The 21,263-nt window shown below is 49.9% G+C and carries 20 protein-coding genes and 2 tRNA genes; 5 read left to right on the top strand and 17 right to left on the bottom strand.

The window, feature by feature from the left end:
- Positions 1–6: 6 nt before the first annotated feature.
- From grxC to ACSYSY_RS03720, 5 genes are all read right to left on the bottom strand, one after another.
- Entirely contained in the window at positions 7–273 is a 267-nt protein-coding gene (grxC, locus tag ACSYSY_RS03740; RefSeq protein WP_491708210.1) for a glutaredoxin 3, read from the bottom strand.
- A 25-nt stretch (positions 274–298) separates the two neighbouring features.
- Positions 299–1,036, bottom strand: a complete 738-nt coding sequence (locus tag ACSYSY_RS03735) for a double zinc ribbon domain-containing protein (RefSeq protein WP_491707963.1) — start codon at positions 1,034–1,036, stop codon at positions 299–301.
- Positions 1,037–1,041: 5 nt separating this feature from the next.
- Complete coding sequence (gene pgmG, locus ACSYSY_RS03730; RefSeq protein ID WP_491707962.1) at positions 1,042–2,451, bottom strand: phosphoglucomutase/phosphomannomutase PgmG; 1,410 nt, start codon at positions 2,449–2,451, stop codon at positions 1,042–1,044.
- A gap of 9 nt (positions 2,452–2,460) precedes the next feature.
- Entirely contained in the window at positions 2,461–3,330 is an 870-nt protein-coding gene (galU, locus tag ACSYSY_RS03725) for a UTP--glucose-1-phosphate uridylyltransferase GalU (RefSeq protein WP_491707961.1), read from the bottom strand.
- Positions 3,331–3,622: 292 nt separating this feature from the next.
- Positions 3,623–3,708, bottom strand: a tRNA-Leu gene (locus tag ACSYSY_RS03720).
- An 84-nt stretch (positions 3,709–3,792) separates the two neighbouring features.
- On the opposite strand from ACSYSY_RS03720, the gene lipB reads away from it, so the two are divergent.
- Positions 3,793–4,470, top strand: coding sequence for a lipoyl(octanoyl) transferase LipB (gene lipB / locus ACSYSY_RS03715; protein ID WP_491707960.1), 678 nt, complete (start codon positions 3,793–3,795; stop codon positions 4,468–4,470).
- Here the strand turns inward: lipB and ACSYSY_RS03710 are convergent.
- Positions 4,451–5,092, bottom strand: a complete 642-nt coding sequence (locus tag ACSYSY_RS03710; RefSeq protein ID WP_491707959.1) for a LolA family protein — start codon at positions 5,090–5,092, stop codon at positions 4,451–4,453. The two genes, lipB and ACSYSY_RS03710, sit on opposite strands and share 20 nt — an antisense overlap.
- Positions 5,089–5,397 carry a BolA family protein gene (locus ACSYSY_RS03705; RefSeq protein ID WP_491707958.1) on the bottom strand — a complete coding sequence of 103 codons (309 nt, stop codon included), beginning with the start codon at positions 5,395–5,397 and terminating at the stop codon, positions 5,089–5,091. Before ACSYSY_RS03705 ends, ACSYSY_RS03710 begins: the two co-directional genes overlap by 4 nt.
- A 110-nt stretch (positions 5,398–5,507) precedes the next feature.
- Between ACSYSY_RS03705 and ACSYSY_RS03700 the strand changes: the two genes are divergently transcribed.
- The 4 genes from ACSYSY_RS03700 to ACSYSY_RS03685 all read left to right on the top strand — a co-directional run bounded on the left by ACSYSY_RS03700 (position 5,508) and on the right by ACSYSY_RS03685 (position 9,955).
- Positions 5,508–6,110 carry a J domain-containing protein gene (locus ACSYSY_RS03700; RefSeq protein WP_491707957.1) on the top strand — a complete coding sequence of 201 codons (603 nt, stop codon included), beginning with the start codon at positions 5,508–5,510 and terminating at the stop codon, positions 6,108–6,110.
- 94 nt (positions 6,111–6,204) lie between these two features.
- Complete coding sequence (locus ACSYSY_RS03695) at positions 6,205–7,146, top strand: AAA family ATPase (protein WP_491708209.1); 942 nt, start codon at positions 6,205–6,207, stop codon at positions 7,144–7,146.
- Positions 7,143–8,966 (top strand): cobaltochelatase CobT-related protein, encoded by a 1,824-nt coding sequence (locus ACSYSY_RS03690; protein WP_491707956.1) that lies wholly within the window; start codon positions 7,143–7,145, stop codon positions 8,964–8,966. The genes ACSYSY_RS03695 and ACSYSY_RS03690 overlap by 4 nt, the downstream gene beginning before the upstream one ends.
- Positions 8,967–9,043: 77 nt before the next feature.
- Positions 9,044–9,955: a hypothetical protein gene (locus ACSYSY_RS03685; RefSeq protein WP_491707955.1), complete on the top strand. Its 912-nt coding sequence runs from the start codon at positions 9,044–9,046 to the stop codon at positions 9,953–9,955.
- On the opposite strand, the gene dnaE is transcribed toward ACSYSY_RS03685, so the two are convergent.
- The 10 genes from dnaE to ACSYSY_RS03635 all read right to left on the bottom strand — a co-directional run bounded on the left by dnaE (position 9,952) and on the right by ACSYSY_RS03635 (position 21,199).
- Positions 9,952–13,377 carry a DNA polymerase III subunit alpha gene (gene dnaE / locus ACSYSY_RS03680; RefSeq protein WP_491707954.1) on the bottom strand — a complete coding sequence of 1,142 codons (3,426 nt, stop codon included), beginning with the start codon at positions 13,375–13,377 and terminating at the stop codon, positions 9,952–9,954. The two genes, ACSYSY_RS03685 and dnaE, sit on opposite strands and share 4 nt — an antisense overlap.
- Before the next feature lie 51 nt (positions 13,378–13,428).
- On the bottom strand, positions 13,429–14,124 hold the full coding sequence (locus tag ACSYSY_RS03675; protein ID WP_491707953.1) for a CBS domain-containing protein: 696 nt from the start codon (positions 14,122–14,124) through the stop codon (positions 13,429–13,431).
- A gap of 54 nt (positions 14,125–14,178) precedes the next feature.
- Positions 14,179–14,871, bottom strand: coding sequence for an ABC transporter ATP-binding protein (locus ACSYSY_RS03670; RefSeq protein WP_491707952.1), 693 nt, complete (start codon positions 14,869–14,871; stop codon positions 14,179–14,181).
- On the bottom strand, positions 14,864–16,111 hold the full coding sequence (locus ACSYSY_RS03665) for a lipoprotein-releasing ABC transporter permease subunit (protein ID WP_491707951.1): 1,248 nt from the start codon (positions 16,109–16,111) through the stop codon (positions 14,864–14,866). Before ACSYSY_RS03665 ends, ACSYSY_RS03670 begins: the two co-directional genes overlap by 8 nt.
- Positions 16,112–17,428 (bottom strand): proline--tRNA ligase, encoded by a 1,317-nt coding sequence (proS, locus tag ACSYSY_RS03660; RefSeq protein ID WP_491707950.1) that lies wholly within the window; start codon positions 17,426–17,428, stop codon positions 16,112–16,114.
- 12 nt (positions 17,429–17,440) lie between these two features.
- Positions 17,441–19,108 (bottom strand): ribonuclease J, encoded by a 1,668-nt coding sequence (locus tag ACSYSY_RS03655; protein WP_491707949.1) that lies wholly within the window; start codon positions 19,106–19,108, stop codon positions 17,441–17,443.
- Between the two features lie 32 nt (positions 19,109–19,140).
- A complete protein-coding gene (locus ACSYSY_RS03650) occupies positions 19,141–19,968 on the bottom strand; it encodes a type III pantothenate kinase (RefSeq protein ID WP_491707948.1) in 828 nt (275 codons plus the stop codon).
- A 10-nt stretch (positions 19,969–19,978) separates the two neighbouring features.
- Positions 19,979–20,722: a biotin--[acetyl-CoA-carboxylase] ligase gene (locus ACSYSY_RS03645; RefSeq protein ID WP_491707947.1), complete on the bottom strand. Its 744-nt coding sequence runs from the start codon at positions 20,720–20,722 to the stop codon at positions 19,979–19,981.
- Between the two features lie 29 nt (positions 20,723–20,751).
- Positions 20,752–20,826: transfer RNA gene (locus ACSYSY_RS03640), tRNA-Val, on the bottom strand.
- An 85-nt stretch (positions 20,827–20,911) separates the two neighbouring features.
- Complete coding sequence (locus ACSYSY_RS03635) at positions 20,912–21,199, bottom strand: HU family DNA-binding protein (protein ID WP_491707946.1); 288 nt, start codon at positions 21,197–21,199, stop codon at positions 20,912–20,914.
- Between the last annotated feature and the right edge of the window lie 64 nt (positions 21,200–21,263).

The raw sequence follows: 21,263 nt of genomic DNA, 5'->3' as shown, positions 1-21,263 counted from the left end.
CTGCTTCTAGCCTTCTCCTCCAGATAAAAGAGCATCCAGCATTCCTTCTTTCTCAAGTTGCATGATATCGTCACAGCCACCAAGACTTTGATTATTGAAGAATATCTGGGGGACTGTCTGCTTTCCTCCTGAACGCGAAATTGCTTCCTCACGTTCAGTAGATCCACGAGGAGCATTAATCTCCTTTAACGCAACAGGTTTACTTTTCAGTAAATTTATCGCCCTTACGCAATAAGGGCAGCCGGGTTGAGTATAAATCTCGACCAAAGGCATTGTCATTAAAATTTGAACCTTTCCTCTACACTGGCCCTTCACAGGCTCTGGCAACGACAAAAAGATCAACCTGGCTACAGCCCGCTTCCATCAACACGGAAACGCAGGCTTCAGCCGTGGCTCCCGTTGTCAAAATATCGTCAATCAAAATAACATGACGGTCTTTTAAAGAGATAAGCCTATTTTCATTCACCTGAAAAGCATCTTTTAGCTCTTCACGACGTTGTTGGACTGATAAGTGAGCCAGAGGCCTGGTCCGACGGCACCTGACCAGGCCATCCAGGACAGCAGAAGAACCTTGTAATTTCCCTAAACTCTGAGCCAATAGCGCAGCCTGGTTATATCGGCGGGAGCGTAATTTCGAAACATGCAAAGGAACAGGAACCAGAACAGCCTCTCTATTACCTGACAGAAAATCATGCCCATAACGGCTCATCAGGGTAGCAAGAGGTTTTACGTTCAGCAGCCTGTCTGCGTATTTTAAAGGCAGGACCAGCTTTTTTGAGGCGTCGTTATAAACAAAAACAGCACGCGCCTCATGCCATAAAGGCGGTTTTTCCTGACAGGAAAGGCAAATCCCCTCTTTTCCCCCCAAGTCTCTGCTGGAAAAAGGTTCCCCGCATTTTTTGCAGAATGGTTCGGTAATAAATCTGAGTGCTGCAAAACATGATGCACAAAAAAAACCTCCCCCATCTGCGACCTCCCCTCGGCAGAGAAGGCACACAGATGGAAAGAGGAAATCACGTATCCTGCGATACAGCAAAATCTTTAGTGACTATGAGCCGCAGGTGCCGAAAAATCAGGGGCTTTTAAACCCGAGGCTGAAAGTTGCTGCACAAGAGCCTCTTTGAGGCGTTCCAGCCCTTCACGACTGTAGGATTCAGCCCGGGCAACCAGAACGGCCTGCGTATTGGACGCTCTGAGCAGCCACCAGCCGTCATCTGTTGAAACGCGCACACCATCAATTTCGGAAACGTTTGCCCCTTCTTTTTTCAGACGGGCAGCAACTTCCTTGATTACTTCAAACTTGCGGTTATCGTCACAAGGGAAACGCAATTCCGGTGTGCTGACCATTTCTGGCAGAGCTTCACGCGTTTCAGAAAGTTTGCCGTCCAGATTGCTGACGACACTAAGAATACGAATGGCGCCATAAATAGCGTCATCAAAGCCGTACCATTTATCCGCAAAGAAAATATGACCAGACATCTCTCCGGCAAGCGGCGCCTTTGTCTCAGCCATTTTGCTTTTAATCAGTGAATGCCCCGTCCGCCACATCAAAGGCTTACCACCGGCTTTTTCCACCTCGTCAAACAATACCTGGCTTGCTTTCACATCGGCAATAATTGTTGCCCCCGGGTGATGTTTCAGAACGTCCCGCGCCAGAAGCACAAGAATCTGATCGCCCCAGAGGATATGCCCCTTATCATCGACCACACCAACTCGGTCGGCATCACCATCAAAGGCGATTCCCACGTCTGCTTTCTGCTTTTTAACCTCTGCAATCAGGTCCTGCAGGTTTGCTTCAACGGTAGGATCTGGATGATGATTGGGGAAATGCCCGTCAATTTCGGGGTATAGAACAATATGCTGCCCCGGAAGTTTCTTTACCAGACGCTGGAGAACCTCCCCGGCGGCTGAATTTCCGTTATCCCATACCACTTTCAGAGGGCGTTTTCCGTCATAATCCTGAAGCAGGCGGGTGATATAGGCTTCAGAAGGATCAAAGGAACTGATTGTCCCTTCTGCCTGCGGAACAACATCCCCGACAGAAGCCAGACGCCCCAATTCGCGAATCTGCTCACCGAAGAAAGGTTTTCCCTGAAGCATCATTTTAAAACCATTATGATCAGGGGGATTATGGCTCCCCGTAATCATGATGGCGCCATCAGCCTGCCCCGTTACAGATGCAAAATAAAGCATCGGCGTCGGGCCACGCCCCATGCGCCTTACTTCAACACCAGATGCAGCAGCCCCGCGCACCAAAGCCTCTTCCAGAGAGGGAGATGAAACGCGCCCATCATAGCCAACGACAAGTGATTTCCCGCCATTACGGATGATAATGCTGCCAAAAACGCGCCCTACGGCATAAGCATCTTCAAGATGCAGCGTCTTATCGACAATTCCCCGGATATCATATTCACGAAGATTGGTCGGCTCGAAATTATATTTAAATGTCATGACACCCTCTCAAATGTATTTTTTCAGGAACGCCTGGACATCATCTCTCAGATCATCGCGGCCGATGGACATGGCGATCTGTGCTTCAAGAAAGCCGATCTTGCTGCCGCAATCAAAACGAGTCCCTTCGTAACGCAGACCGTGGAAGGGCTGACGCCCGATCAACTGTGCCATGGCATCTGTCAGTTGAACTTCCCCACCAACACCTTTCTGCAGTTTTGAAAGGGGTTCCAGCACGTCTGCTGTCAGAACGTAACGGCCTATAATGGTGAGATTCGATGGCGCATCAGCAGGATCAGGTTTTTCAACAAGACCTTTGACTTCAACAAGCTTTCCATCATCAGCGCCGGTTTCGAGCACACCATATTGTTTGGTCATCTCGATAGGCACTTCGTTCACAGCAACAACGTTACCACCGGTTTTGTGATAAACATCTGCCAATTGCGCGATACAGCTTCTCTCACTTTTCACAATGTCATCGGGAAGCAGAATGGCAAAAGGATCATTACCGATAAAGGAACGGGCACACCAGATTGCATGCCCCAGACCCAATGGCAGATTCTGCCGCACAGCCACCATGGAACCAGCATCCATACTACTGGCCTCAAGGGCGGCCAGAGTGGACGTTTTGCCTCTTTCACGTAAAGTATGTTCAAGCTCAGGAGCCGAATCAAAATAATCAATAAGATTATCTTTTCCACGGGCTGTTACGAGGCAGAATTCTTCAATCCCGGCAGCACGTGCCTCGTCAATCGCATATTGAATAAGGGGTTTATCGACAACAGGTAACATTTCCTTAGGCATGGCCTTTGTCGCCGGAAGAAAGCGCGTACCAAGACCACCAACTGGCAGAACAGCTTTACGTAAAGGTTTAATCATAAATTTAATTCACCCTCTCTAAGCATCAAATTAAAAATAGTCCCTACTGTGACAGAAGAAATGTTCTCACAGAAAAAGGGCAAACAATTTTAAAATCCTGAGGGAGAATAAAAGTTCATTTAAAAAAGCGCAAATGATCGTTTCTTAATATAAGATTGCCGACCAAAATCCATCATCATAATGCCTCTGCTTATCTTCAGCGACATTCTGACAATTTCTTTTAAGAGATTTTTTATTGGAAAAATTAAATTCTTTTCACACCCTGCCGTTCTATCGACAGGGGAAAAGAATATGGTGCGGCCGAGAAGACTCGAACTTCCACAGGATTTCTCCCACAAGCACCTCAAGCTTGCGCGTCTACCATTCCGCCACGGCCGCTCCGTGTGTAAGCGCCACATCAATTAAAACGTGACCGCTCTGGTGGGACGGCGTATAGCCCATACAAACAAAGAGGGCAACAGTATGATTCACTTTTCTGACGAAATATTTTTCAAACGAGACAAAGATTTATGTTCCTATGAGACCGCGCTGGAAAAAATGCAGACAATCGTCAGTGACATACAACAGAAGAATGGCCCTCAGACGCTCTGGTTTACCCAACACCCTCCTCTCTACACGGCTGGCACTTCAGCCAAGGCAGAGGATCTTCTCAACCCGTTCAATTATCCCACCTACAAAGCAGGCCGTGGTGGGCAATGGACCTATCACGGCCCAGGCCAACGCATTGCCTATGTCATGATGGACCTCTCCAGACCGCATGGCCAGGTCGCACCACGTGATATCCGTTCGTACGTAAAGGGCCTGGAAAACTGGCTCATCACGTCACTGAACAGCCTTAATATTGATGCCTTTACCCGTGAAGGACGCGTCGGGGTCTGGTGCCTGGACCCTGTCAGCGGTCAGGAATCAAAAATCGCCGCGATCGGGATTCGCATCAGCCGCTGGGTGAGCTGGCATGGCATTGCGCTCAACGTAGCGCCTGATCTCAATGATTTCGGGGGAATCATTCCCTGCGGAATCCGTGAATATGGCGTGACCAGTCTCAGGCGCTTTGACCCTGACTGCTCAATGGACAAGGCTGATGCAGCTCTTCTGGAAAACTGGTCCGCTATTTTCGAGTCTAATGTGCAGGAAATTTGAAAATTTCTTCAGAGACAGGCAAATCCTGCTTAACGTCAAAAAAAGATAGGCCGAAATGATGATTCTGCGCATCAACACCTTTCAGGCCTATCAGGGTCAGTTTCCCCCCTATGTCTGAGAATTGTAACGTCAGGAGCCCCTGCGAGGGGTTATTGGCCTGAGCTAATGATATCTGAATGTAATCACTGCCATAACGCACATCGGTAACCTGGACGTCTTTATCAAAATGGACAGGATGGCGCAGAAGGAAACCAAGCGGATTTTTCTTCAAGGAAAGCCGCGTGACTGATTCTGTCTGCTGATCCATCAACATAAGTTTTTCATCATGTGCCAGAACCAGTCTGCCAGCCGGGATTTCATAATCCATTCTTAAAGCACCGGGCACATAGACAAACTGACCGTCTCCCCCCTGATTGCCGCCAAAGCCATTCTGGGCAAATCCTGCCTGCATTGAATGGAGGTTATTGAGATAGGATTCGATCTTCTTTACGTCCGCTCTTTTCTTTTCTGACAGCTGCTCATAACCGCTGGTCGCACATCCTTCGAGCATCAGAAATGATGCGGCAGGAAGCACACAACTCAGACAGAGAGACAGAAACCCTGCACGCCACGTCCGTGTCATTTTTCCTGCTCCCCTCTTAACGTAAGCGACAAAGCGTGCAGGCCGGTCTCAAACTCATTTTTCAGCAGATCCTGCACAAGACGGTGCCGGTCCAGGCGTTTCATTTCGTCAAATGCGGCACTTGTGATCTCTATCTTATAGTGAGTTTGCCCACCCTCAGCCGGTGCTTTGACTTTATCTGCCACGGCCATACGTTCAACATGGCGGGCATGGCGGTGACTGTCATCAATGATAACTAATTTTACGGGATGTAATGCTTCTTCTAAAATAATGCGGATACGCTCTCCACGGTCGTGAATTGCCATGGTTGAAATATCTCCTGGTATGATAAAGTATGCCATCTTTTCAGCACGTTTTATCAAAAGATAGTAAATTTACTTGCAAGTTGAAAAGTCAGGTACCCATATTTCTCTTTATGCAACGTAGAATGTCCCGAACAAAAGCTTTTTCTCCTGATCCTGAAGCCCCTGACCGCGTCTGTGACCATCCGGAATGTGAAGAACCAGCCGGCTATAAAGCCCCACGAGGCAGAACGCACCTGCGCGATTACTACTGGTTCTGCCTGGAACATGTGCGCCAGTACAATGCAGGGTGGAACTATTATAAGGGCATGACACCAGGCCAGATTGAAGCACAGATCAGGGCGGATACGTCCTGGGATCGCCCTTCCTGGAAACTGGGCTCGATTGGAGGGGGCGCGAAGCCAGACTTCACGATCAATGATTTGCGGGATCCCCATGACATTCTGCGGGACTATCGCCAGAAACCGAGCCGGAAAGCCCCGCCGCCACCTCTTGCTGAACCATTGAGAAAAGCCCTAGCGACATTGGACCTTAAATGGCCTCTCACCTTCGAAGATGTTAAGGTAAAATATCGCTTTCTGGCGCGCCGCCATCACCCTGATGCCAATAGTGGTGATTCCAAAGCTGAAGAACGCTTCAAAACGATCGTCTCAGCCTATATGACTCTCAAGGCCCATTTTGCGTCTCCCTCCGCCAATACAGAGGGCGGGAAATGACGCTTTCTGATTTTATGATAAACACGACGTCTATAGCGATAAGAGCAGGAGTGCTGCCGTGACCTTTTCGACCGATTCTTCTCTGGCAAACAGCCTGCCATCCAAGCCTGACAGCCTGAAACCGGCCAGTGAGTTATTCCACCTTGATCTGGATTTTGACGTTCCGGTCTGGTCGCAACGCACTGATTATGTGCCGGAAATTGACCCGTCTTATTGTTTTGACCGCGATACAACACGCGCCATATTGGCCGGTTTCATCTATAATCGCCGCGTCATGGTGCAAGGGTTTCATGGAACAGGGAAATCTTCCCATATTGACCAGATCGCGGCCCGTCTGAACTGGCCATGTGTCAGGATCAATCTCGATAGTCATATTTCCCGCATTGACCTCATCGGTAAAGATGCCATCACCCTGCGTGATGGCTTACAGATTACTGAATTCAAGGAAGGGCTCCTTCCCTGGTGCCTTCAGAATCCCTGCGCCTTGATTTTTGATGAATATGACGCAGGACGCCCGGATGTCATGTTTGTGATCCAGCGTGTGCTTGAGGCCAACGGTGCTCTGACATTACTAGACCAGAATCGCGTCATTCATCCCCATCCCTCGTTCCGCCTGTTTGCAACGGCTAATACAATAGGGCTCGGTGATACCACGGGTCTTTATCACGGGACGCAGCAAATCAATCAGGGCCAGATGGACCGCTGGAACATTGTTGCGACCTTGAATTATCTTCCTTTTGAGCAGGAAGTGAAAATCATTACCGCCCGTATGGAAAACCAGCTTGATGCAGAGTTGATCGGCAAAATGGTAACGCTGGCTGATTTGACTCGCACTGGTTTTATGCAGGGTGATATTTCAACCGTCATGTCGCCCCGTACGGTGATCAGCTGGGCAGAGAATTATCTGATTTTCAAAGATGTTGCTTTTTCGTTTCGTCTGAGCTTCCTCAATAAATGCGATGAAATGGAACGTGATATCGTCGCTGAATATTATCAGCGCTGCTTTAATAATTCGCCTTTTCCCCAGGCATCATGACATCCCAGCCTGAACGCTTCCGCAAGGCGACATTGGCGACTTTGCGCACCTTGAGCCATGATCACAGCATTACACTCCCAGCAGGGCTCCCTGCTGGCGATTTGGAAGAAATTCTCGATGACGCCCGGAAACTTAAAATCCGCGGCACGATCGATGCATATGCCCTGAAATCACGCTATCACGACCCTGATCTGGCGCCCCCTCTTGTCCCGCAGGAAGCGCGGCATATCCTTGAGACTCTGGAACAGGCACGTTGTGAAATTTATGGCTCCCGTCACCTGGCAGGCGTCAGAGCCAATCTGCATAATCGTCTGGCTGAAAGAGGGAAAATTCTCAAAACGCCTGAAATGACATCACGCGAGGATATGCCCCCGGCACTGGCGCTGGAACTGCTGGCTCGGGAAAGCATGATCGGAGCAGAATTTGGGGCGGAATTAGGTGGAAAAGCCTTAAAAAAATGGCGTGAAAGCCTCTCTCCTGCTGTTAAACTTGCCTTAAATCATCTTGCCGAAACACAGTCTGATCAGAAAAAATTCATGCAGGCGGGACAGGAACTTCTAACCTCCCTGGGCCTTGTTAAAAAACAGAAAAGTGAGGCAGAGTCTGACAATCCTGACCAGCAATCTCCAGAGCCGTCTGAAGCAGGCGATGCAGACGCTCAGGGCAATCAGGACGAAGCGGCATCAGACGATTCAGAACAACAGGCTGTTGCCAGTGAAACAGGTGATGAAAGCGCTTCAGAAAGTGCAGAGTTAAGCTCTGACGAAATGGAAGCGCTCCTGACTGAGGGAGAACAGGGCGATGAAGAAGCAGCCGGCCCTTCTTCCCCTGAGGCAGAAGCTTGCTCGGCAGAAGCCCTCACCTTTCCTGATGGATACCATATTTACACACGTGAATTTGACGAAACGATTCCTGCCGATGAACTCTGCGACCCGGAAGAGCTTCATTTTTTAAGAGAACAGCTTGATCGGCAATTAGAACAGACCAAGGAATTTGTCTCCCGTCTGGCCCATCGATTGCAAAGGCGCCTTCTGGCCCAACAGCAACGCCATTGGACCTTTGATGAAGAAGACGGCATCCTTGATGCAGCCCGGCTGCCTCGCATCGTCAGTAATCCAGCACTGCCACTTTCCTATAAGCTGGAAAGCAATACAGATTTCAGAGAAACTGTTGTTACGCTTCTGATCGATAATTCCGGCTCTATGCGTGGAACTCCCATTACAACAGCGGCTATCTGCAGTGATATTCTCGCCCGCACTTTAGAACGTTGCGGCGTTAAAGTTGAGCTTCTTGGATTTACCACACGCGCCTGGAAAGGTGGACAAAGTCGCAATAAATGGATGCAGGATGGGCGCCCGGCTGAGCCGGGGCGGCTTAATGATTTGCGCCATATTATCTATAAATCAGCCGATATTCCCTGGAGAAGGGCTCGATTAAATCTGGGGTTGATGCTCCGTGACGGATTGCTTAAGGAAAATATCGACGGGGAAGCCCTTTTATGGGCTGCACGCAGGCTTAAAGCCCGGCCGGAACATCGGCGCATCCTGATGGTTATTTCAGATGGCGCCCCGGTCGATGACAGCACGGCCTCAGCCAACACGCCTGATTACCTTGATGACCATCTACATAAAGTCATTGCCAGACTGGAATCAGATCGCTCCATAGAGCTTCTGGCGATTGGTATTGGTCATGACGTCACGCGTTATTACGCCAATAGCGTTACAATCGGTTCCGCTTCTGACCTGGGTGACACAATGGTCAGCCAACTGACGAACCTATTTGTTACCAAAAGGAAAAAGCGAGGGACGACAAGAAACTAGAATCATCTTCCTGTTTACTGTAAAATCGCCTTCAAAACATTTACTTCGTTATTTTTGTGGAGCTTTGCTGTTCCGTCATGACATCTTTATCGCCCTTCAGGCTTCCATTCTCAAAAACAGCTCTAAAAAGCCTGTTTTGCGGCGCTTCCCTTTTTATCGGAAGTATCGCTTTTTCGCCTTCCTATGGTCGGGTTCTCGACCCCCTGCCTGAAGGGTGCTTCCGCTTTCTTTCCCAACAGGATAAGGGCGGCGACAATAAACTGACAACAACAAATTTCCACGCAGAGCTTGTTGGTACGGGCTATTCAATCGATGTCGGAACGTCATTATTGAAAGACCAGAAAAAGAAGCTCAATAGTGATGCCCTCATTCGCGTTAATGCTGCGGCCGCTTATGGGGTTCTGGTCGCTTATCATCATGATCTGCCCGACTCATGTAAAAACGCGGCCATTCCCGAAATCAATGAGGTAAAAGACTCACTTCCCCAGGCAAACTGGTCGAACATCAAGATCACCAAACCTGGGCATAGCTTTAATATTAATTCCGTCACATTTAAAATTGTCAGCACGTCTCCGACGATCCGTGCGGAGATTAATGGTAAAGGCCTTCATGACACGGCATATCCTTTGTTCCCACAAAGTGCTTCAGCTGATGTCTCCATGGAGCCCTCGACCACGCTTCCCTTCAATTTCACGATCAATAGTCTGCATACAGTCGTCGATAAAAGCGAAATTGACGGGCACGGCACCATTCATGCCGCGGGTGATCTGCCTAATTCCAATGCCAATGTTTATCTCAGTATCAGCGAGATCGGTAAGTTAATTGACCATCTGAGCCGCGTTGCCCCTGTAAAGGTTACGGCAGCTTTTCTGGTTGCCCGGCTTATGGGAAACCGGGAACCCAACCACCGCACAGGCTGGACGGTCACGCTGGAGGATTCAAAACTCCGGGTAAATGGCAGTAAATTGCCGATTAATCTCCAGCATTAATGATGTTCCATCCGGCTTATATTGCTTAACGTTGCCAGCTTTTCAGCAAGGCGCGGTGTCACTTTATAAGGTTGTGGCAGAATAATTTCGACGTCTCGTGTTTCTTCCATCGCGGGCATTAATACGATACGTCCCTGCCCCCCTGCGCTTTCTTTTAGAACAGCTTCAAGCTCCTCAAGGGCGGCCTCATCATCAAACCAGAGCCGTATCTCCGCCTTTTCTGCCTCCGCTGCCTTTTCCAGATCCACAACTGACTGCGCTGTAATACGCAAGGCGTCCCCGTCCATTTTCAGGTCGGCCGTCACTAATATGGCTTGGCCGGTGACAAGAAGATCACGACTGACTTCCAGCGTTTCTGAAAAGAGCGTGACTTCGCAGCTTCCACTACTATCCGTTAAGGTCACCCAGGCCATTTTCTTGCCTGTTCTGGTAGGGCGCTCTTTTTTATCAACAACACACCCGGCAATTTTGGCTCTGGTCACACCTGTTTCTGCCAGATGTTCAAGATTCGCTGCTGGCGTACTGCCCATACGCCGCAGAACAGAACGATAGGCATCCAGTGGATGAGCACTCATATGAAAGCCAATCACTGAGGATTCCTGAGATAAGCGCTCAAAATCAGGCCATGGCTTCACAGATTTCAGGTGCAGAATCTCCCGCATGGACTCTCCTGCATCCCCGAAGAGACCAACCTGCCCGACCTGTCGTTCTCGTGCTTTTTCCTGCGCACGACGCATAATCAGATCCGCATTGGCAAAAACCATATGGCGATTATCGACCAGACTGTCGAAAGCCCCTGCTTTTGCAAGACTTTCAATCTGTATCTTATTCATATTCTTTGCCTCACACCGTTCGGCAAAATCTGTAATATCCTTAAAAGGTGTCTCACCCCGGTCCTTGACCAGCCCCTCCATTGCCGCGGCGCCAACTCTCTTAATGGCTGAGAGGCCATAACGAATGGCCAATTGCCCCGATTCAAGCGTTTCAATCGAGAAATCAGCCTGGGAGCGGTTGATATCGACCGGCAGAATGGGAATTTCCATTCTTTTGGCTTCCTGGCACAAGGCTGCCAGCTTCTCTGTTTTTTCTCGGGCGAGCGACATACAGCCCGCCAGAAAAGCAACCGGGTAATTCGCTTTCATCCAGGCCGTCTGGTAGGACACAAGCGCATAGGCTGCGGCATGGGATTTATTAAACCCATAATCCGCAAATTTGGCCATCAGGTCAAAAACCTCTTCAGCCTTTTCAGCCGGAATTCCCCTTTTGGTTGCCCCTTCACGGAAAATAGCGCGCTGTTGCTCCATTTCAGAGGCAATTTTCTTACCCATGGCACGGCGTAAAAGATCTGCGCCTCCAAGGCTGTAGCCAGCCATTTTCTGGGCAATCTGCATAACCTGTTCCTGATAGACCATAATGCCATAGGTCTCTTCAAGAATAGGACGAATCTCTTCATGAGGGGGGGCCCAGGGCTCACCATGTTTCCGCCGACAATATTCCGGAATATTGGCCATTGGCCCTGGGCGGTAAAGCGACACCCCCGCAATCAAATCTTCCAGACGGCTGGCTTCCATCTGTTTGAGCATGTCCCGCATGCCCGCCCCTTCAAACTGGAACACACCGGCAGTATCGCCACGCGCCAGCATATCGAAGGTTTTTTTATCATGGAGGGAAATATGGGAGAGATCGACCTCTATGCCCATTTCCTTAAGGAAATCGACCCCCCGTTTCAGAATGGTCAGAGTCGTCAAACCCAGAAAGTCAAATTTGACGAGACCAGCCTGCTCCACATATTTCATATTATATTGCGTGACCAGCATATCACTGCGCGGGTCTCGGTAAAGTGGGACGAGCTTGACTAGCTCTCTATCACCAATCACCACCCCGGCGGCATGGGTCGAAGCATGGCGATAAAGCCCTTCAAGCTGCAGGGCTATTTCCAGAAGACGCTTGATCGTCTCATCACTATCCCGCATTTCCTGAAGACGAGGTTCTTCCTCAATCGCCTTTGCCAGCGGCGTCGGCTTTGCCGGATTATTGGGAATTAACTCGGCAACACGATTCACCTGACCATAAGGCAGACCAAGCACACGACCAACATCTCTGACCGCTGCCTTGGCCTGCAATTTACCGAACGTGATAATCTGTGCGACCTGACTTGAACCATATTCACGCCGGACATAACGAATCACCTCATCTCGCCTGTCCTGACAGAAATCAATATCGAAGTCAGGCATGGAAACGCGTTCAGGGTTCAGAAAACGTTCAAAAAGCAGTCCAAAAGGCAGCGGATCAATATCGGTAATAGTCAGGGCATAAGCCACCAGAGAGCCTGCACCAGACCCACGCCCTGGTCCCACGGGAATATTCTGCGATTTCGCCCATTGGATAAAATCCGCAACGATCAGGAAGTAACCGGGGAACCCCATACGTGCAATAATATCGAGCTCTGTTTTAAGGCGCTCTTCATACTCATCACGTTTCTGCTCGCCATCCTTCATCACTGACAGGCGTTTTTCAAGCCCTTCCTCAGCCATAGCACGAAGGGTCTGCTCTTCAGTGCTGCCCTCACGCACTTTGGGACAGATCGGCAAAAGCGGTTTACGCGTCGAGGCCGCTACAGCACACATTCTGGCAATTGTAACGGTGTTGCTGCACGCATCGGGCAAATCAGCAAATAAATCACACATTGCCTGCTGGCTTTTAAACCACGCTTCAGGAGAAACGCGCCAGCGGTCCTCCTCGGCCATTGTGCGGCCCTGCGCGATACAGAGCAAGGCATCATGCGCCTCATGGCGATCCGGCGTCGGGAAAAAACACTCATTTGTCGCCACTATGGGCAAGCCCATTTCATCAGCGAGGCGGACAAGAGCTGGCTCCGTTATGACTTCGCTTTCTTCCCCCAGGCGATTGAGCTCCAGAGCGATTCTTCCCCTGAAACCATCATTTAACCGGGCCAGAAGCTGCCTGGCTTTATCTTCCTGCTCAGACTGTAATAACCGGTTTAACGTCCCTCTGTTCCCGCCTGTCAGTAGAAAAAGCCCGTCGGCACGCTTACAGAGAAGATCAAGACTGACGCTGGGGTCGGCAGGGTCTCCGTCCAGAAAACCAGCTGACGACAAATATTGAAGGTTTTCCAGACCTTCTTCAGTCTGAGCCAGAACAACCAGAGGCTCAGCCAGGGCGCCAACCTTGTCACTATGGGACGGCAATGCCAGCTGGCAGCCGATAATCGGCTGTATACCAGCCTTTTTACAGGCAAGAGAAAATTCGAGAGCGCCAAACAGATTACCACTATCTGTCAGCGCAAGAGCGGGCATTTCGTTCTTGACGGCCAGAGATACCAGATTGGCAACGCTGATCGCCCCCTGGCTGAGAGAATAGGCAGAATGATTACGAAGATGGAGAAAACGGGGCTGGATCATAAGCCCCGTTATATCATGCCATGAGCGATTTTTTGTTACGAAAGTGGCGCTTCAGAACCAGTTTTTTTCCATCAGCTCTTTCGGACGGGCATAGCCAACACCGGGCTTCAGGAGATAGGTGCGATCCTGCACCTCTGTGACACCTGGAATGTCTTCTGACAACACACGCATGGCATGGATATCCACGACATCCCGTGAGGCTCCTTCCCAGGTCACGCACCCATTCTCCACCTTAAACGTAACGTCCGCAGCCCATTTAACGGTTCCAAGAACATCGTTAAGTTTCTTCGTAATTTCTTCGTCTGACAGAGGAGTCTTCTTTTCCTCAAGCTTTTCTCTCAGAACTTTCATGATATCACGGCCACTAATAACACCGATCAACGCCGAGTCCTGCGTGACGTACAATCTGTGAATGCCTTTGTGACGCATGATCTCAATGGCTTCATTCAAAGGGGTATCGGGGGGAATGGAGATAGGCTCTACCGTCATAACGTCACAAACCTGGCGGCCATATAGATGAATAAAGGCACGGGCATTATCTTCATGCGTAAAACGAGAGAAAAACCCTTCAGGCACTTCTCCCGTATCCAGTTCGGAACGCCAGAGAAGATCTGTGGAGCTGACAACTCCGACGAGTTTCCCTTCATCGGAGATAACTGGAAGGGCGCCTATGCCTTTTTCTTCCATCATATTAATAGCCAAAACAAGTGATTCAGTAGGACCGATATGAATCACGTTTTTATGCATTACTTCGCTGACGTCTCTCATTATTCCCGGCTCCTTCAGCCTCGGTTAAAGACTCTAAGACTCTGTGCCGACTATTTTACCACCTTTTAGAGTTATTGTGCGGTCCATTGCAGCCGCCAAAGAAACATTATGCGTGGCGATCAGAGCAGCAACGCCTTCTTCGCGCACAACACGCATCAATTCTTTAAAAACGAGCTCAGCTGTATGGGTATCAAGATTTCCCGTAGGCTCATCAGCCAATAAAATCGCAGGACGGTTCGCCAAGGCACGTGCAATGGCAGCGCGCTGTTTTTCCCCCCCCGACATACGGCCCGGCAATGATTCAAGACGATGCTCCAGTCCGAACCGTGTCAAAAGATCAACCGCACGTTCTCTTGCTTTCCTGGGTGACACGCCAGCAGTCATAAGAGGCAGCATGACGTTTTCGCACGCAGTAAACTCGCCGAGCAAATGATGAAACTGATATACGAATCCAATTTCATCGCGCCGCATGATCGTACGGCCCTTTTCACCTAACTGACGCGTTGAAAACCCTTCTATAATGACGTCTCCGTCGTCAGGGGCTTCAAGCAGGCCTGCCAGATGCAGAAAGGTTGATTTTCCTGTTCCACTGGGCGCCACAAGAGCAACGATTTCACCTTTCTTCAGAGAAAGATCAGCACCGGACAGGACCTCAAGCGTCTCTTCTCCTGAGGTAAAACGTCTCACGATCTGTTTCAGCTCAAGAACAGTTTTGACCTCATTCATGGCGTAACGCTTCCACGGGATCAGTTTTGGCGGCTCGCCATGAGGGATAAAGCGTTGCCAACAAGGAAAGAAGGAGGGAAAGCACAAGAACTTCTATGACCTGTGACCAGATCAGATGGGCCGGAAGACGAGACAGGAAATACACTTCAGGATTGAAGAGATTCGTCCCCGTCAAAGACTCCAGAAGATGCCTGATCCGCTCAATATTCAACGAGAAAGAGATACCCAGAATGGCACCAAGGGTCGTCCCAAGCACACCAACAGACGCCCCGCACATCAGGAATATGCGCATTATAGCCCCACGACTGACACCAAACGTTCTGAGGATCGCGATATCGCGCGTTTTATCCTTCACCATCATGATAAGCGAGGAGATAACATTAAAGGCAGCAACCAGTATAATAAGCGTCAGAATCAGGAACATGACATTCTGCTCAACATTCACAGCATCCAGAAAGCCATTGGCACTTTGCGTCCAATCCATAACGCGCAATCTGGGATCATTGAGCCTGTCAGCAATCTGGCGCGTCACTTCCTGAACGTGCATAGGATCGCCTGTATTAACCTGAATGACTGAGACGCCTCCTTCCATCAATAGGAACTTCTGCGACGCAGCCAGCGGCATAAGAATGACGTTACTATTATAATCGTTCCAGTTCGCATCAAAAATCGCTGCGACTTTCACAGTCCTGACACGTGGCATTGTGCCAAAAGGTGTTGCCTGACCGTTAGGCGATAAGATCGTCAATGAGGAACCAACATGCGCGCCTGCACGCTCGGCCATCGTAATGCCGATTGCCACCGATTGATCATTATTCAGCTGGTCAAAACTGCCTTCAACAACCCCTTTGCTTAGAGCCGTCCATGATTTCAGGTCAGAAAGAGCAACCCCCTGAAGTTGAGCCCCCGTAGAGTAATGAGGCGCCTCAACCAGCACGGTCCCTTGCGTCATGGGAATAGCCTGTTTGACACTGGGGATCTGGCGGATGAGCATCGTGTCATCCTGATAATCTTTTATGGTCTGACCATAGCCATAAATACCAAGGTCCCCGTGCAGCCCCAGGATACGCCCCATTAAATCGGCTTTAAACCCGTTCATCACCGCCATAACGATGATGAGTGTCGCAACACCAAGGGCAATCCCGATCAACGAGAAAAAAGCGATAATTGAGGCAAAGCGTTCCCCCTTCCTCGCCCGGAGGTAACGCAAAGCCACAAGACGCTCAAAGCGGCCGAACATTCAGCGGAGACCGATTTTCGTCACAGCCTCTTCAAAAGGCAGTTCCAGACGCTCACCGGTCGCACGGTTTTTCAGCTCGATTGTGCGGGTTTTCGCCCCACGTGGGCCAATAATGGCCTGCCAGGGATGTCCCATCAAATCAGCGTCGTTAAATTTAACCCCGGCTCGCTCTGAACGATCATCATAGAGAATCGCATCCGGATCAAGGGCATAAAACTCTTCGCAAAGCTGGTCACAGGCTTCATCACCCGGGCGCAGATTCAGCAGGGCCGCCCGATAAGGGGCCACTTCTTCCGGCCAGATGATTCCAGCCTCATCATGAGAGGCCTCAATAATCGCCCCGACAAGACGGGATACACCAATACCATATGAGCCCATATGAGGATGGAACGGCGCCCCGTCATGGCCACTGACCTCTACGCCCATGGATTCAGTATATTTGGTGCCGAAATAGAAGATGTGACCAACTTCAATCCCGCGCCCCTCACGCCTTTTTTCTGAAGGCAATGTTTCCCACGCAGCTTCATCATGCTTTTCATCGGTTGCGGAATAGGTTCTGGCAACGCGATTTTTCAGCTCCTGAAGATCTTCATCTTTTCGCGGATCAAGAGACGAGGCGCTCCAGTCAAAGGAATCCCACTCACTGTCATAGAACACGCCACTTTCACCCGTAGGTGCCAGAACGAGGAACTCATGACTGAGGTCTCCCCCAATAGGCCCGGTATCAGCCGCCATTGGAACTGCTTTGACCCCGAGGCGACGGAAAATACGCAGATAGGAAAGCATGATACGGTAATAGCTTTTTTCTGCATCTTCATAAGTAGCGTCGAAGGAATATCCATCCTTCATATAAAATTCACGTCCACGCATCACACCAAAACGCGGGCGGATTTCATCACGGAATTTCCACTGGATATGATAGAGCATTTTGGGAAGCTCTTTATAGGATTTAACCGTGCTTCCAAAAAGATCCGTAATCATTTCCTCATTGGTCGGACCATAGAGCATCTCACGCTTATGACGATCCTGAATTCTCAGCATTTCAGGGCCATAAGCATCATAACGGCCGGAACGTTTCCACAAATCAGCTGATTGCAAAGTGGGCATCAAGATCTCTTCTGCCCCGATCGCGTTCTGCTCTTCACGTACGATCTGTGAAATATGGCGCAACACACGCAAGCCCGCTGGCAGCCAGGCGTAAATACCCGCTGAAGTCTGGCGGACAAGCCCTGCCCGCAGCATCAAACGGTGTGAGGCAATCTGGGCCTCGGCGGGAACTTCTTTAAGAGTCGGTTGGTAAGCCTGACTTAAACGCATGAAGGTCTATCCTTAAACACGCAAGAGATGAACATCAACAAGAGGACGCTTTTGCAATTTCCGACCAAGAGCATGACGCAATGCCGTACAGGCGGCTTCGTGAAATGCGTGGTCATCCTGACGTAACTCGTCAGGGATTTCGTCAATTGCCTGAGCAAAATCATTTTTAATACGTTCTGATACGGGGTCATTATCATCAAGCAGCCCCGGCGCACTGATGCGCGGCTCACCAATGACGTAACCTTCATCATCAACAGCAAAACTGGCCAATACCATACCATTGAACAGCATGCGGCGCCTTGCCGCGAGAACATCACCAGACAGGGGCAGAAGCCGGCCCGCATCCACTGCCCAACGGCCAGTCGGGGCTGTGTCAAGCACTTCCACCTTATCGGGTCCCAGATGGAGGATATCGCCATCCTCCAGCAACACAACCTCTGAACCTGCCTCATGAGCAAGGGCTGCATGTGCAGTCATATGGCGCCATTCACCATGGGTCGGCACGCTGTATTTAGGCTTCACCAGGCTATAAAGGTGACGGATATCCTCGCTCGTGGCGTGACCAGACGTATGAACAAAGGCTTCCCTATCCGTGATGACATTCACACCTCGGCGCGTCAGATTATCCTGCACATTCATCACAGCCAGCTCATTACCAGGAATGACGCGTGAGCTATAAATAACCGTATCACCTTCCCCGAAGGCAATTGTCTGATGAACGTCCGCAGCGATCCGGGAAAGAGCAGAACGCGGCTCTCCCTGGCTCCCTGTAACGATCATCAGGATATTATCATCAGGGATATCTTCAGCATCCTGCTCGGTGAGAAAATAGGGAACCTCGGAGAGATAACCACATTCACGCGCTGCGATTTCAAGGTTCTTGAGAGACCGCCCGACAATCATGACCTGGCGCCCTGCTGCCTGGGCTGCAAGAGCGATACTCTCAACACGGGCAACGTTACTGGCAAAACAGGTAACAGCTACGCGCCCCTTTAAACCGGCAATCAGCTTGAAGAGACTTTTCCTGACCTCGGACTCTGATTCGGAAGGACCTTCCTTTAAAGCATTGGTGCTATCGCCAATCATGGCAAGGACACCCTTCTGCCCCAGCTCCTTAAAGGCCTCGAAATCAGTCAAAGGACCGACAAGCGGGTTGGGGTCAATTTTCCAGTCACCTGTGTGCAAGATCGTTCCGTAAGGCGAATGAATCGCCAGGGATTGCGCTTCTACAATTGAATGTGTGACAGGAATAAATTGCAGGGCAAAGGGCCCGACATCAAAATGGGACCCCGGGCGAATAACGTGAATCGTGACGCGATTGCTTAATCTCGCTTCCCCCAATTTACGCCGCACAACAGCCGCAGCAAAAGGGGTTGCGTAAATCGGACAACGCAAACGCGGCCACAGATAGGCAACGGCCCCAAGATGGTCTTCATGAGCATGGGTTATAACCAGCCCACATAATTTGTCAGCTCTTTCTTCGATATAGCCCGGATCAGCAACAAGGATATCAGCCTCAGGCGTATCATTACCTGAAAAACCAATTCCGCAATCGACTGCCAGCCAGTTTTCCTGGCCGTCCTGACGCAAACGATAAAGGTTGAAATTCATACCGATTTCGCCTGTCCCCCCTAATGGGAGAAAGGCGAGACCGTCCTTTTCTTCTGTGTTATTTTTCATAAGTACTCTTTCATAACGTCAAAAAAAACTCTCTATCCACTGTTCGGAATTTGATTACCTTCCGAAGAATTCCTTAAAATTTCTGCCTCATTCAGGTCTGCCAGAATACGGAGGCCATCCAGTGTCAAATCAGGGGCGATAACGTCAAAACACTCTGTTCCCTCGGCAAAGAGTGACGCCAGACCACCTGTTGCAATAATTTTTACCGGCTCGTTACCGGTGTGGTTTATTTCTTTTCTGATATGATGAAGGACATTTTCAACCAGACCGATATATCCCCAATAAAGGCCTGATCTCATGGCATTATGGGTATTACGCCCGATCGCATTCATCGGGCGGCCAATGGATATACGTGGCAGCCGCGCTGCTGCCATATGCAAAGCATCCATTGATAAATTCACGCCCGGAGCAATGGCTCCCCCACAATAATTCCCTGCTTCATCTACAACGTCAAAGGTCGTCGCTGTGCCAAAATCCACAACAATCAGTGGGCCACCATAAAGATGATGTGCCGCTAATCCATTCAAACGGCGATCAGAACCCAGCTCTTCCGGGTTATCAATGAGAACGCCCAAGCCCCATTGCAGCTTGTTATCAGCAATCAAGGCTTCCTTATCAAGCCAGTCTCTGCAAAAACGGCGCAAATCATGCAATATGGCCGGGACAACGGTACTGATAATGACCCGGTCAATCTTTTTTCCGCCCAGCCCCAGACGATTGATCAATGCCAGAAACCAGACGGCATATTCGTCAGAAGTGCGGCGATTTTCAGTCGATATGCGCCAGTGACCTAGCCATGACTGCCCGTCATGTAGTGCAAAAACCACATTGGTATTGCCGGCATCAATGACGAGAAGCACGCTCTCTCCTTCACAAACAAAAAATATCACCTGTCACGACTGGAATAATGTCTCCTTCATCCAGTCGCAACAATAACCGCCCATAGGAGTCAAGACCATTAAATGTCCCGGTCACAGCTCCATCGGCATTAACGATTCTCAGTTCCGTCCCAATCGGGTGGGCTCGCCTGAGCCAGGCTTCATAAATAACGCCATTTCCACCATCTTGCCAGTGGGCCAACCAGTGTCCCATCATATCCATCAGCCTTCTGGCAAATATGACTGGATGTGGCGGCACGCTGACATCGGAAAAAGAAGCTGTTTTGCGGTCAGGAAGGTCAGGGGCTGTCCTCAGGTTAACGCCAACACCGACAGAAAGCCACTGGCCTTCTTCATTATGGCCGGATTCAATTAAGATCCCAGATATTTTCCCGCCATTTAACAAAAGATCATTAGGCCATTTCAACTGAAACAGGAAATGTTCCCCCTCTTTTCCCTTCCCGGGATCAGAAAGACAATTCTGACACGAATCATACAAAGCAACGCCTGTCATAAATGGCAGGGCCGAAAGAAGTGTGCCTTCCTTATCTCCGTAAAGTAAGAATGTCAGAGCCAAATTATCCTGAGAGCCGGACCATTTACGGCCGCGTGTTCCTCGCCCGGCACTTTGCTCATGAGCAATAACCACAAGGCCGGATTTTTCGTTCTGATTGGCTTTTTGACGGCAGTAATCCAGTGTCGATGTCAGGACGTCATGAATCTCGAAACGCCACATAAACAAAACCGGATCATGAATTTGTCAGATGGTGGGCAATGACGGGATCGAACCGCCGACCATCTCGGTGTAAACGAGACGCTCTACCTCTGAGCTAATTGCCCGCAGCAGGGTATACGTTAAAACGTTCCCCTACGCAACAGGGATGCACATAATATTTTCAAATATTTATGCATCCCATGTTTAAAATTAACGGCTTACGGCCTCTTTCAGACCTTTGCCCGGTTTAAAGCGGACAGAGGTGGAAGCAGGAATGTCGATTTCCTCGCCTGTGCGGGGGTTACGACCTTTGGCGGCCTTACGAGAAGCCGTCACAAAGCTGCCAAAGCCAACAAGGCGAACTTCCTGACCCTGAGAAAGTGTTTTCTCAATGGTGGCAAAAACGGCATCAAGCACTTCACCTGTTTTTGCTTTTGGCAGGTCAACAGATTCTGCAACGGCGGCAATCAGTTCCTGCTTGTTTAGTGGTTTCTCCATGGTAAGCCTTTCTAGTTTTGGCGTCACAGCCTGCCCCTTAAGGGTAAGGAACAGACCATAACAA

It is taken from the genome of Aristophania sp. ESL1100, assembly GCF_058511235.1.
This window is presented reverse-complemented; position numbering and strand designations above follow the sequence as displayed.